At 60.4% G+C, this 13512-nt stretch carries 7 protein-coding genes; 1 reads left to right on the forward strand and 6 read right to left on the reverse strand.

Annotated elements, in window-relative coordinates; genetic code table 11:
- Window positions 1–172: 172 nt before the first annotated feature.
- Window positions 173–7912: a dermonecrotic toxin domain-containing protein gene (locus PMI24_RS02655; RefSeq protein WP_007951059.1), complete on the forward strand. Its 7740-nt coding sequence runs from the start codon at window positions 173–175 to the stop codon at window positions 7910–7912.
- A 48-nt stretch (window positions 7913–7960) separates the two neighbouring features.
- Here PMI24_RS02655 and argR read toward each other — a convergent pair whose 3' ends face one another.
- The 6 genes from argR to PMI24_RS02685 form a co-directional block, all read right to left on the reverse strand.
- Window positions 7961–8941, reverse strand: coding sequence for a transcriptional regulator ArgR (gene argR, locus PMI24_RS02660; RefSeq protein ID WP_007951060.1), 981 nt, complete (start codon window positions 8939–8941; stop codon window positions 7961–7963).
- Between the two features lie 111 nt (window positions 8942–9052).
- Window positions 9053–9817, reverse strand: coding sequence for an ABC transporter ATP-binding protein (locus tag PMI24_RS02665; RefSeq protein WP_003227281.1), 765 nt, complete (start codon window positions 9815–9817; stop codon window positions 9053–9055).
- A gap of 23 nt (window positions 9818–9840) precedes the next feature.
- Window positions 9841–10953, reverse strand: coding sequence for a succinylglutamate desuccinylase/aspartoacylase family protein (locus tag PMI24_RS02670; protein WP_007951061.1), 1113 nt, complete (start codon window positions 10951–10953; stop codon window positions 9841–9843).
- A gap of 1 nt (window position 10954) precedes the next feature.
- A complete protein-coding gene (locus PMI24_RS02675) occupies window positions 10955–11653 on the reverse strand; it encodes an ABC transporter permease (protein WP_007951062.1) in 699 nt (232 codons plus the stop codon).
- Window positions 11650–12339, reverse strand: a complete 690-nt coding sequence (locus PMI24_RS02680) for an ABC transporter permease (RefSeq protein ID WP_007951063.1) — start codon at window positions 12337–12339, stop codon at window positions 11650–11652. The genes PMI24_RS02675 and PMI24_RS02680 overlap by 4 nt, the downstream gene beginning before the upstream one ends.
- Before the next feature lie 91 nt (window positions 12340–12430).
- Complete coding sequence (locus PMI24_RS02685; protein ID WP_007951064.1) at window positions 12431–13204, reverse strand: ABC transporter substrate-binding protein; 774 nt, start codon at window positions 13202–13204, stop codon at window positions 12431–12433.
- Window positions 13205–13512: the final 308 nt, after the last annotated feature.

Here is a 13512-nt window from a genome sequence, read left to right on the forward strand (position 1 = left end):
GCAATGCGACATATAGCGTCGCAAAGGCGCAGTTTAAACTGCCGCCAGCCATTTCAGCAGTCCTGCGAGCCTATCAATTACGAAGGGCTGACCTGTCATACATATGTACCACCTGACGCGGGATGCATTTTGCTCTGCTTGAGCTCTTTTTCGACGCTCAAGGAACCCAACGATGCCTTCCACCACCGGGCAACCGCCCGCCAGTTCGCCCACGCCCGGTGCGACCGCGCAAAACCCCGCTTCCCACTATGAACCGCTGGTGAACGCGATCCCCGAATGGCTGGGCAAGGCGTCACCCGCCCGGCGCGCGGCCTTGAAGAACAGCCATCGCGCCCTCCCCGATCCGATCAGGTCAGCACCCGCAGATCAACATCAAGCGCTCAGAAGCGCTATAACACGGCACATGACCGCGCAGAATGCCGTCGATCAGATGCTCGAACGGGTACAGAACGCCAGCAGCTTCGCCGAGCCGATTCTGACCGAGGCGCTGAAATCGCGTTTCGACCTGGACCTGAACGTCAACGACACCTTTCTGCAGTTGTACATCCCGGTGAAGGCAGCAGGCATCACCACCGGCACCCGGACGTGGACGGTGTCACTGCTGGATGCAGCCCTGCATAACTTCGAGGCTGGCGAAACAGAAGCAGATGCCTACACCAGCGGCTCCTCGTTCATCACCCGGCCGTCGGCGACAGGGCAATTCGAAACGCTGGTACCGCTGAACGCAAAACCCGGTATCCCGGCTTTCTCCCATCTTTGCCGGGAGCTGGATATCGGCGCTCGCTACAAGGTTTATCTCGAAGAAAATCTCGCCATCTCCAGCCCGGTAGCGGCTGCGGTCCTGCGGCACAGAGTCAATACAGCGCAAAAAACCGCATTGCGCGCGGCGCTGAAGATGGCGCGCATGCAGGGCGATATCGGACATGCGAATCGGCATTCGATTGAACGATTGCTGGATGGTGCGTCTACCGTATTGATGAACGGTCAGCCAATGCACTGCCACGACTTGACGATGATGTCGGTCGCCCTGACCGGAGTCGTGATATTTGCACCCGACCTCGAACGCGCAAAAACCGCAGTCACGGTGGTGGCTTACTTTCCGGATGATCCTGAACATCCGATAAAGGAATACCGCTCCACCGCAGACCTTGCCAAGGAACTGACCCGGCAATTGCGCGATACGGAGTACCAACGATTCTTCAGCCGCTTCGTCGCTCACGAACAGCGTGGACAATTTTTCGGCCAGCTCAGGCAACGACTGAGCGAAACCAAATGGCACCCACCACAGGCCGACAGCCAATTGCCGCCCTGGCGCGACACCCCCATCGAAAAGCCTGACCTGCAATTGGTAGTCACGCCCTTCGTCGGCCATTTTTTGGAACACCTTTACCAAGGCAAGTTGAACAAGATTCTCAACGATGCCGCAGTGATCGCAGTTCCCACTGCCATGGTCGATCGCAACGCACGCTGGAAACGCTGGGATTCGTTTGTCAGTGTCGCGGCGTCGGTCCTGGAAACCGCCGCGTTCGTCGTCCTGCCGTTCATCCCGTTTCTGGGTGAAATGATGATGGCGTACATCACTTACCAACTGCTCGACGAGGTTTTCGAATCGGTCGTCGAATGGGCTGAAGGCCAGACAACCGAAGCCAGCGAACATTTCTTCGCTGCGCTCGAATCACTGATCCAGCTCGGCGCTTTCGGCGGTGGCACCGGCATTGCCATGGCCGAGCTGCCCAAGGTGTTGCCGGCCGAAGTCGTGGCGTTCATGGACAGCTTCCGGCCGGTGAAACTGCGCAACGGCAAAACCCTGTACTGGAAGCCGGATCTGCAAAACTATGCCCGCGACACCGTGCCAGGGGCAGATTCCACACCCGACGCACAGGGCCTGCACCGGCACGAAGGTAAAAAACTGCTACCGCTGGATCAGGCGCATTACGTCGTCAGCGATCTCGAAATACCCGGCAAGTGGCGCATCGAACACCCTGCACGCACCGACGCCTATGAACCCGTGGTGTGGCATAACGGCGAGGGGGCGTTTCACACCGAGCTGGAAAACCCGCTGCAGTGGGACAGCACCACTACGTTGCAGCGAATCGGCCACAGCGTGGAGTCGTTTACCCCGACGCAGCGCGAACGCATTCTGAAAGTCAGCGGTTACACCGAAGACGGTTTGCGCAAAATGCACGTGAATCAGGAGCGCATACCGCCGCTGCTGGCCGACACCCTCGAGCGTTTCAGGATCGATCAGGATTTGCAGACGTTCATCGAGCAGATGAGCAGCGACGATCCAGCGACTTATCGAAAGGCCGATCCGCTGATCCAGCTTCAGTTACTCCACGAACAGGACTTGTGGCCGGACTCACGGCGTCTGCGCCTGATCGATGCCGGGGGCAAAAGGGTCTGGCAGTCCTCCGGCGATGCGCAGCCCACACTGACCGAGATTCACGCTGACCGACTGGTAGACGGCGACTTGCTCAAGACCCTGTTGCTGACCCTCGACGAGGGCGAAATCAACACCCTGCTCAATGAAGACTTCGGGCAAAAAATCGCCCTCGATGTGCGCACTCGCCAACTCCGGATCCGGCTCGCGCAGATTGCCGAACAACAGCGACCGGCCCTGTTCGAACAACGTTATGCGTCACGCCAGCCGCGCAATATCCAACTCGAACAACAGGTAGCCAGATACGCACCAGAGCTGCCTGCCCGAATCATCGAAGAACTCGTTCACACCGCCACTGGCACGGAGCTGCTACAACTGGGCGAAGGGCAAATTCCAGAGCGTCAGCAGCAGCTTTGCGAAACCGCCCTGCACGAACTGCGCATCACCCGCGCCTATGAAGGACTGGAAATCGATTCGGTGCGCAACCCGGATTCCGAAACCCTGGCACTGCACAGCCTGCCGCTACTGTCGGGTTGGTCAGATGCTGTGAGTCTGGAAGTACGCGACCAGTCGTTTACAGGGAAAAGAGTCGACACCACCGGCCCCGTGGGTGCGGCCATCGAGAAAATTCTGGTACGCCGGGCCGATGGCACATGGCAGCCGTTTGATCAGACCGGACTGGAATTGCACGGCCCGACGGATTTCTACACCAGCGTGCTGCAAGCCTTGCCTGATGCCCAACGCCAGGCCCTGAACCTGCAGATCGGCGAAGGACCAAAACTCCGGCAACTGATTCGCGACAATCCCCTGCCCCGCGCCAATCTGCGCCTCACTCTGGCAGTCGAAAGCGCTCCCGCCAGTGAGGTCGACACCTTGCGTCTGGTAGGCGCTGAAGGTTACTCACGCAATGTGTCACACGACGATTCTCCGCCCACTCTGGAAGCGCGGGTGCGCGATGTTTTTCCCGGCATCACCGAGGACGGGCAGCGGGCGATGGTGCAGCATCTGCAAAGCCATCTGGAGAACCCGATTGCCGAGCTGTCGCGCCTGCGCCTCGAATACGCACGTCTGGAGATCGACCTTGATCAGTGGCGACTGAGAGACGTGCTGGTCGATCCTGTAACCGGCCAGGAACTGTCTCTAGCCCGGCGAGCAGCGGCCGCACGCGATCGACAGCTTTTCTCCCGAACCCTGCTCAGTTGCTGGCGTCGGGAAACCCCGCAGCGCTTTGGCTACCGCATGCGTTTTATCGAACCGTTGCTGGGCGATCTGCCGGAGCTGACGGCAGACTTCAGTCACGTCGTCAGCCTGGAGCTCTGCGGCAGTGGAACATCGGCGGACATCGAGAACTTTATTGGTCGCTTCCCTCGACTGACCCGTCTGGATCTACAGCACTTCGACCTGCACAACCTGCCGCAAGGCCTCTCGACCATGCCGACCCTGCGCCAATTGCGCCTGCGTCAATGTGGAATCGTTCTGACCCCGGAAAACCAGGCGCTGCTGACGTCACTCGACGAGCTGGTTGAGCTGGATCTCAAGGACAATCCGCTGGGGACGAGCTTTGACGTGACCTTCATGCCATCGCTGACCTACCTCAACCTGTCCCGCACCGGGATTTCCGAAACCCCACCCGGTTTGATCGACCATCCGCAGATCAGAAGCGCCTGGCTGACCGACAACCGGATCAGCACGCTGCCGCCAGCGCTGTTCGAGTTCTCGCCCGCTGCCGGCGCCGGATACGACTTCTCCGGCAATCCACTCTCCGCTGTCACACGCGAGCAAGTGAAGACCTATTTCACAGGCACCGGCGTCAATTTCGGTGTGCGCGCCGAACAAGCCGATATCACCCGCACCAGGGCGCTTTTTCCGGATATCGACGAAGGCCAGGCCAGCAACCTGATTTATCGCTTGCCCGGTTCACTGATCCAGGGTCGCTTGCAACTGACCGCGTGGGAAACCGAGCTGGCCACATTGAACGCGGACCTGAACGTTTGGGCACGGGATACCCCCGACCGCCACCCGGTAAGTGGCGCAATGCTTGAGGCCAACGAGCGCTTCACGGAGCAGGACGCACGCGAGACTTTCGCCGGCAAGTTGCTGCGCCTGTGGCGTCACCGCTCGAAAATCCATCCGCACGCCAGGGCCGATGTCTTCACGGCCGATGCCACGTTCATCGGTGACCTGCCGGAGCTGAGCGCCGACTTCAGCCACATCACCGCACTGACCCTCAACGGCAACAAAGGCCTGCGCGGTGACGCGCCGTTCCTGCGCAGTTTCTCTCGGCTGAAGCGCTTGATTCTGCGTAACGGCGAACTGGATCAACTGACCCGGACGCTCAATAGCCTGCCGATGCTGGAGGTATTGGTGCTGGATAATTGCGGCGTGAGCTTCACTGCCGAATCACTGACAGCACTGGCCGCGATGCCCAGACTCGAATCACTGGAACTGCCGGGCAATCCGCTGAATCTGGTGCCCGACCTGCAAACCCTGATCACCCTGACCTACCTTGATCTGTCACGTACAGGCTTGTTGGAAGTCCCGCCCGGCCTCCTCGACCACCCGAAAATCAAGACCGCCATCCTCAGCGAGAACCAGATCACCGAGTTGCCCGAAGCCCTGTTTGAGCTATCGGCCCAGGCCGGCGATAGCTACGACCTTTCAAACAATCCGCTGAGCACCGGCACTCGCGAGCGGATCAAGCAGTACTGCCGCGAAACCGGCCAGGACTTCGCCGTACTCGCCGACGCGGCGGATATCGAAACCACCCAGCAGCTGTTTCCCGACCTCGACACACAGGACGCCAGCGACGTGTTCTACAGTTTGCCGGGCTCGCTCGAACTCGGCCGCAGCCAACTGCGGCACTGGCAGGCCGAAATCCGTCAGCTGAATGCCGACCTCGCGCAATGGGCTGTTGCCGGGCCCAGTGTTCATCCGACCACGGGGCTATTGCTCAATCCACGACAAATCTTTGTGACGCAAACGAACAGGCGATTGTTCGCTCAGCGGATCGAAGAACTATGGCGCTTCCGGTTTGCCGAAAAGCCCACAGAACGAGGCAACGTCCTGATCGCGGAGCTGCCCTTCATTGGCGAGCTACCCGCGCTGTCGGCAGACTTCAGCCACATCGCCGAACTGACCCTCGATGGCAATCCGACCCTGAGCGGCGTCGACGCTTTCCTATCGTCCTTCACCGGTCTTCGCCATCTGGAACTTCACGAGTTCAAACTGGAGCAACTGCCCGAAGCCTGCGAACGCATGCCGTTGCTGGAGCGTCTGGTACTTGAGTACTGCGAGCTGACCCTGACACCGCCAACCCCGTCCCGCCTGTCCTCCATGACCCGGTTGCAGATGCTCAACCTGAGCCACAACCCGTTGGGCGCCGCACCGGATTTGCAGGCATTGCCGGCACTGACTCACGTGCGCTTGATCGACACCGGTATCACTCACCTGCCCGAAGGCCTGGTCGAACATCCGACTCTGATCATGGCCAACTTCGAGTACAACCGGATCAGCGAATTGCCTGACAGCCTGTTCGACCTGCCCGTGCTCTCGCCCAATCAATTCATTCTCGGGGAAAACCCGCTGTCCCTCGCCACTCGCGAACGGATCAAGTCCAGTTACCAGCGCACCCGACAGAATTTCGGCGTATCGATGCCACAGACCGATATCAGGCGCGTGCTCGCCCTGTTTCCAGAACTGGATGCCGAGCAAGCGAGCCGCCTGTTGTATCTGTTACCGGGAACACTCGATCACGGTCGACTTCAAATCGGCCACTGGGAATCGGAATGGCAACAGCTGGAGACCACGCTCAACCGCTGGGTCGGGGAGATTCCCGAGCGACATCCGTCAACCGGCACCCTGCTCACTGAAGAGGACAACGTCGTCGAACGCTCCGGCCGTGATCAATACCGCCGGGATCTGCAAGCATTCTGGCGTGCACGCTCGACCGCCCAGCCCGAATTGCGGTCAGACAGGCTGGTGCTCAACCTCCCTTTCATGGGTGAGCTGCCAGCACTGGACGCTGACTTCAGCCACGTCACCACCTTGTCCATTACGGGTAACGCCCAACTGCGCGCCGGCGATGATTTCTTCGGCGCGTTTACAGGGCTGAAAACCCTGGAGCTGCGCGATCTCGGTTTGCAGCAAATGCCGGCCTCGCTCAAACGCATGCCCACCCTGGAAAATCTGGTGCTTAGCAATTGCGCGGTGGTGCTGGATTCACAAGGGCGCGCCATTCTCGCTACCCTCACACGCCTGAAGAAACTCGACCTGTACAACAATCCGCTGGGACTGGCGCCAGACATCCGCACCCTGCCGGCACTGGACTTTCTCGACCTGGCCGGCACTGCCATCAGCGAAGTTCCCGACGGCGTCATCAACCATCCGGAGCTGGAAATCGTCATCCTCAACAACAATCGCATAAGCGAAATTCCCGAGGAAATCTTCAACTTGCCGGCGGATATCGGCAATGGCTACGACTTCGGCAACAACCCCCTGAGCCCCGCGATACGCGAGCGGGTCAAGGACTACTTCCGGCGCACCGGCGGTGATCTCGGCGTGCTTGCCGATGAGGCAGATCGGGCAAGGGTACAGACGCTATATCCCGCGATGGACAATGAGCAGGCCAGCACTTTTATCTATCGCCTGAGCGGGACATTGGCCGACGGTCGCAACGAAGTGGCTCGGCGGGAAATGGCGCTGAGCGATCTCACCCGCAGCCTCGCGCAGTGGAGCGGCGACATCCCCGTGAATCCACTCAACGGCCAACCACTGCCCGAAACCGCGCGCCTGCGACAGGAGCAACTGCGCTCACAGTTCGCCGAAGCGCTGCTGACCTGCTGGCGCAAGATTCCGATGGAGGATTCAAGTCTCGACAGCTACGGGTTCAGCCACACTGTGAGCTTCCTCGGCGAACTGCCTACACTCGGCGCCCGGTTCCCCTATGTGCCGGACCTGTTCCTGGTGGGTGACGGCCACTCGTCACGGCTCGGGCGCTTCCTCGAAGCCTTTCCCGGCCTGGACAGCCTGGCCATTCGCGAATGCAATCTGGGCGATATTCCCAAGGACATTTTCACCATGAGTCAACTGACGGCGCTGAGCCTGCCGGACTGCGAAATCAGCCTGACGCCAGAATCGGTAGCAGCACTGGCGGGCATGGACAAACTCGAGGTGCTTAACCTGCGCGACAACCCGCTGGGGCTGACGCCCGACATCAGCAATCTGCACAGCCTCACCGACCTCGACCTGAGCGATACCGAAATCACCGAAATCCCCAAAGGTACACTGGAGAACCTGCACTGGAACGAGCTCGACCTGTCCGGCAATGCGATCACGGACGTGCCGGAAGAAATCATGGATGTGCCCGCGTCAGTCGGCGACCGCTACGACTTGCGCAACAACCCGCTGTCGCCGCAAAGCCTGGCACGCGTCCGGGCCTACTATCAGGAAACGGGCAACAACCTGAACGTCAACGGCATCGACGGCATGCCGCGCCCACCGGAAATGAGGCCTGATCTGGAAATCGAAGACTGACTGGTGCAGCGCCATGGCAGCCAATGCCATGGCATGACTGGCGAAGGATCAACCGCGCTCTGGCGGCACCGACGACAGTTCGAACGGACTGCTGCTGCGCCGCTGGTTGCGGTCTTCTCGCGGCGTGGCGCCGAAGAAGTTGCGATAGGCGCTGGAGAAATGCGGCCCCGAGGAGAAACCGCACGACAGGCCGATCTGGATGATCGACTTGCTGGTCTGCATCAACATCTGCCGGGCCTTGTTCAGGCGCAGTTCCAGGTAGTACTGGCTCGGCACGCGGTTGAGGTATTGCTTGAAGATCCGCTCCAGCTGGCGACGGGACACGCACACGTGCTGGGCGATTTCGTCGGTGGTCAGCGGCTCTTCGATGTTGGCTTCCATCAGCAGCACCGCCTGGGTGAGCTTCGGATGGCTGGAGCCGAGACGATTCTGCAATGGAATGCGCTGACGCTCGCCGCCTTCGCGGATGCGCTCGACCACCAGTTCTTCGGAAACCGCACCGGCCAGTTCCGCACCGTGATCGCGGGCCAGTACGGCCAGCAGCAAATCGAGTACCGACATGCCGCCGCACGCGGTCAGGCGATCGCGATCCCAATCGAACAAATGACTGGTGGCGATGACTTTCGGAAAGCGCTCGGCGAAATCGTCCTGCCAACGCCAGTGCACCGCCGCGCGGTAACCGTCGAGCAGACCGAGTTGCGCCAGCGGATACACACCGGCCGACAGACCGCCGATCACACAACCGGCACGCACCAGTTGTTTCAGCGCGCTGCTGAGTGCCGGCGCCAAATTGGTCGGTGGCTCGTCAGCGAGCAGGAACAGTTTCTGGAAGTTTTCGAGTTTGCCGGCCCAGGGTTCGCCGGGCAGTTGCCATTCACCTTCGGTCGGTGCTTCGGCCTGCAGGAACGACAACTCGTAAACCACGTCCGGATGCACACGCTGGGCAACACGCAAGGCCTCCTCCGCCAGCGCCAAAGTCAGAGCTTTAGTGCTGGGCCAAATCAGGAAACCAATTCGATGGGCAGTCATGGCGGGCGATCCGAAACGTAAACAGAGGGAAAAACCGAAATCGGCTGCAACCAAATTAGACCATCTGGCGCGCTGCGCAGCATGACCTAATTTGGTGCATAACGGGAGCGATTACTTGAGGCTGCCCGAGAGGAATTGTTGCAAACGTTCCGATTGCGGATTGACCAGCACTTCACGCGGGTTGCCGCTTTCTTCGACGACGCCTTTGTGCAGGAACACCAGCTGGTTCGACACTTCACGGGCGAAGCCCATTTCGTGAGTTACCACCACCATGGTCCGGCCTTCCTGAGCGAGGGCCTGCATGACTTTCAGCACGTCGCCGACCAGTTCCGGGTCGAGGGCCGAAGTCGGTTCGTCGAACAGCATCACTTCCGGTTCCATCGCCAGCGCACGGGCGATTGCCACACGCTGCTGCTCACCACCGGACATGTGCCCCGGGAACGCGTCTTTACGATGAGCCACGCCCACCTTGTTCAGGTAGTGCTCGGCTTTCTCGCGGGCTTCGGCCTTGGATACGCCCAGCACGTGAACCGGCGCTTCCATGATGTTTTCCAGCGCGGTCATGTGCGACCACAGGTTGAAGTGCTGGAACACCATCGACAGGCGCGAACGCATGCGTTGCAGCTGTTTCGGATCAGCGGCTTTCAGCGCGCCGTCCTTGTTCGCCACCAGTTTCAGCTCTTCGTTGTTGAGCAGGATCTTGCCCGCGTGCGGCTGCTCGAGCAGGTTGATGCAGCGCAGGAAAGTACTTTTGCCGGAGCCACTGGAGCCGATGATGCTGATCACATCGCCGGCGGCCGCTTTCAGGGAAACGCCCTTGAGCACTTCGTGACTGCCATAGCGTTTATGCAGGTCTTGGACTTCAAGTTTGTACATGCGGTCGGTTCTCACAAAAACAGTCAGTCGTTGAGCAAAGGGCCGTCGCGCAGCGCATCGCGCCCCGCCACTTTGGCCAGCCAGAAACCGGGTTGGGCGTAACGCAGCCGCTCAATGGCAAACAGCACCCCGGACGTACCAGCACACACCGTGCTGACCCGATCCGACAGCGGATCGATCACTTCGAAAATCTTGTCACCGGCTTCAACCCACTCGCCGGGCTTGCGCAGAAAACTCACCACGCCGGGATGCGGCGGCAGGAGCAATTCAGTGCCCTCGAACGGCATGCCTTCGCACGGTTCGTGCGCCGCACTCGGCCATTCGCCACGGATCAGGCCCTGCTCGGCAAGGAACGCCAGAATGCCTGCTGCCCAGGCTTCGGCCTGCGCCGGCGTGGTGTCAGCCTGACCGCCGAGTTCGACGGTGGTCGCCAGGCACGCCAGTGGAATCTGCGCGTCCGGAAACAGGCGCGACAGACGCAGCCACGGCAACGAGCAAGCCTCGTCGAACGAACTGCCGCCGGAGTCTTCCGCCAGCAGACCGACTTTCACATCCAGGTGCGCGGCGAGCGAACGCCACTGCGGCCAGTGCTGCGGCAAGGCGTACATGTGCAGCGCGGCTTCGCAGTCGCAATGCAGATCCAGCACCACATCGGCGGTGGCGGCATGTTGCAGCAGAATGCGCTGCATGCCTTGCAACTGGCTGCTTGCCTCGGGCAATGCGGCCAGGTGATCGGCCATTGCCTGACGGATCAGGCGGATGTTGGCGCGCGGATCATCACCGAGTTGTCCTTCCAGCTTGGCGGCCACCGGGGCGCTGAGCTCGACGAAATCACGGTTGAAATTCTTGCCGCTGCCGGCCTCGAAACGCCCCTGATGGTTGCCTTGCAGCAACTGGCCAAGACCCAGCGGGTTGGCCACGGGCACCAGTTCGATGACGCCGTTGAGCAGGCCCTTGGCTTCGAGTTCGCCGAGGCGTTTTTTCAGTTCCCAGGCGGTGCGCATGCCGGGCAGTTCGTCAGCGTGGAGGCTGGCCTGGATGTAGGCCTTGCGCTCGCCGCTACCGAAGCGAAAGACCGAAATCCGGCGCTCGCTGCCCAGGTGGCTCCACGGCAGAACGTGGTCGATGCGTTCCATATCAGTGCTTCCTCGGGGCCAGGTAGCTCAGCCAGCGACGCTCGGCCAGCTTGAACAGGCGCACCAGAATGAAGGTCAGGCACAGGTAGAACACGCCGGCGGTGATGTACGCCTCGAACGGCAGATAGAACTGCGCGTTGACGGTACGGGCCGCGCCGGTGATGTCGATCAGGGTCACGATGGACGCCAGACTGGTGGTCTGCAGCATCATGATCACTTCGTTGCTGTACTGCGGCAGCGCCCGGCGCAGGGCCGAAGGCAGCAGGATGCGCTTGTACATCTTGAAGCGCGACATGCCCATGGCCTTGGCCGCTTCGATCTCGCCGTTCGGCGTGGCTTTGAGGCTGCCGGCGATGATTTCGGCGGTGTAGGCGCTGGTGTTGATCGCGAACGCCAGGCACGCACAGAACGTTGCGCTGGACAGCCACGGCCAGAGGAAACTTTCACGCACCGCTTCGAACTGCGCCAGACCGTAGTAGATCAGGAACAGCTGAACCAGCATCGGCGTGCCGCGAATCACGTAGGTGTAGAGCCAGGCCGCGCCGTTGACCACGGCGTTCTTGGACACACGCATCAGCCCCAGCGGCAGGGCCGCGAGCAGACCGAAGAACAGCGACAGCGCGAGCAACTTGAGGGTGGTGACCAGACCGCCGAGGTACAGCGGCAGGGCCTCCCAAATGACGTTGTAGTCGAAGATCATAGATCAGCCGCCCTTACGCCTACCGAGTAGCGCTTCTCAAGGTGACGCAGCGCCAGCAACGAGACACTGGTGATCACCAGGTACATCGCCGCCACTGCGAGGAAGAAGGTGAAAGGCTCGCGGGTGGCGTCGGCCGCCTGCTTGGCCTTGAACATCATGTCTTGCAGACCGACCACGGAAATCAACGCGGTGGCCTTGGTCAACACCAGCCAGTTGTTGGTGAAGCCCGGAATCGCCAGACGAATCATCTGCGGCACCAGCACCCGGAAAAAAACCTGGAAGCTGCTCATGCCGTACGCCATGCCGGCTTCGGCCTGACCTTTGGGGATTGCCATGAACGCGCCGCGGAAGGTTTCCGACAGGTACGCACCGAAGATGAAACCGAGGGTGCCGATACCGGCGGCCAGCGGGTTCAGGTCGATGTAGTCGTCATAGCCGAGCATCGGCGCGACGCGGTTGAGCAGGTCCTGACCGCCGTAGAAGATCAGCAGGATCAGCACCAGGTCGGGAATCCCGCGAATCACCGTGGAATACAGATCGCCCAGCCACGCCAGCCAGCGCACCGGCGACAGGCGCAATGCGACGCCGATCAGCCCGAGAACGATGGCCAGGGCCATGGACGACAAGGCGAGCTGAAGCGTCAGCCAAGCGCCATCGAGGATGACAGCCCCGTAGCCTTTCAACATGATTCAGGTCCTCGAAAGTTGGGATGAAAAAATGGCGCAAACCGCAGAGATCCTGTTGCTTGCGCCATTTCGGACGGGTCGAGCGACGTCTTTACTTGCCGTAAATGTCGAAGTCGAAGTACTTGTCCTGGATTGCCTTGTACTTGCCGTTCTCGCGGATGGCCGCGATGGCGGTGTTGATCTTGTCTTTCAGGGCGTCGCCCTTGCGTACCGCGATGCCTACGCCGTCGCCGAAGTATTTGACGTCGGTGAACGCCGGGCCCACGAACGCGAAGCCTTTGCCGGCGTCGGTTTTCAGGAAGCCGTCATTCAACAGCGTAGCGTCCGCCACGGTGCCGTCGAGGCGGCCGGCGGCCACGTCGAGGTAGATTTCGTTCTGCGAGCCGTACGGCTTGATCTCGGCACCCAGCGGGGCCAGGACTTCGCGGGCGAAGCGCTCGTGGATCGAACCACGCTGCACGCCGATGTTCTTGCCTTTCAGCTCGGTCAGGCCTTCGCTGACAGCGGTGCCTTCTTTCATGACCAGGCGAGCCGGGGTGTTGTAGTACTTGTTGGTGAAGTCCACGGACTTCTTGCGGTCGTCAGTGATGGACATGGACGACAGGATCGCGTCGATCTTGCGCACTTTCAGTGCTGGGATCAGACCGTCGAACTCTTGCTCGACCCACTGGCACTTGACCTTCATTTCTTCGCACAGCGCGTTGCCGATGTCGTAGTCGAAACCGACGATGCTGCCGTCCGGCGCTTTGGAGGCGAATGGAGGGTAAGCCGCTTCGATACCGATTTTCAGAGGCTTTTCATCGGCGAATGTCGGCAGGGACAGCACGGACAGTGCCAGGGCGCCAAGCAGCACAAGTTTCTTCATCTTGGGACTCCATCGGTAAAGGGCAAAAACGGCAGAGTGAGCGACAGCCCAATATGCGAATGGGTGAAACAGAAAAGCGATGCTGCATCCGTGGGAAATTTCCCATTGAAACCGTCAGCGATTTCAACACGAGCCACGACGAGCGAGTGATCGGCATTCTAACGACAGGCCCGAAGCCGATATTTCTTCAATGCGACAACTAATTACAGATGCACCGAGAAACCCGCTTGAGCACATTGACAGCCCTGCAATTTCATGCAAGAGCGAAAGGCAGTGAACCGATCTATGCTGCAAATTGCGGGCCTATT

Origin of the sequence: Pseudomonas sp. GM25 (assembly GCF_000282255.1) — a bacterium.
Classification (GTDB): domain Bacteria; phylum Pseudomonadota; class Gammaproteobacteria; order Pseudomonadales; family Pseudomonadaceae; genus Aquipseudomonas; species Aquipseudomonas aphyarum.

Excerpts from the sequence above, each read along its gene's own strand:
- PMI24_RS02685 (WP_007951064.1), bottom strand. The coding sequence starts at position 13,204 with ATGAAGAAACTTGTGCTGCTTGGCGCCCTGGCACTGTCCGTGCTGTCC.
- argR (WP_007951060.1), bottom strand. The coding sequence starts at position 8,941 with ATGACTGCCCATCGAATTGGTTTCCTGATTTGGCCCAGCACTAAAGCT.
- PMI24_RS02675 (WP_007951062.1), bottom strand. The coding sequence starts at position 11,653 with ATGATCTTCGACTACAACGTCATTTGGGAGGCCCTGCCGCTGTACCTC.
- PMI24_RS02680 (WP_007951063.1), bottom strand. The coding sequence starts at position 12,339 with ATGTTGAAAGGCTACGGGGCTGTCATCCTCGATGGCGCTTGGCTGACG.
- PMI24_RS02655 (WP_007951059.1), top strand. The coding sequence starts at position 173 with ATGCCTTCCACCACCGGGCAACCGCCCGCCAGTTCGCCCACGCCCGGT.
- PMI24_RS02665 (WP_003227281.1), bottom strand. The coding sequence starts at position 9,817 with ATGTACAAACTTGAAGTCCAAGACCTGCATAAACGCTATGGCAGTCAC.
- PMI24_RS02670 (WP_007951061.1), bottom strand. The coding sequence starts at position 10,953 with ATGGAACGCATCGACCACGTTCTGCCGTGGAGCCACCTGGGCAGCGAG.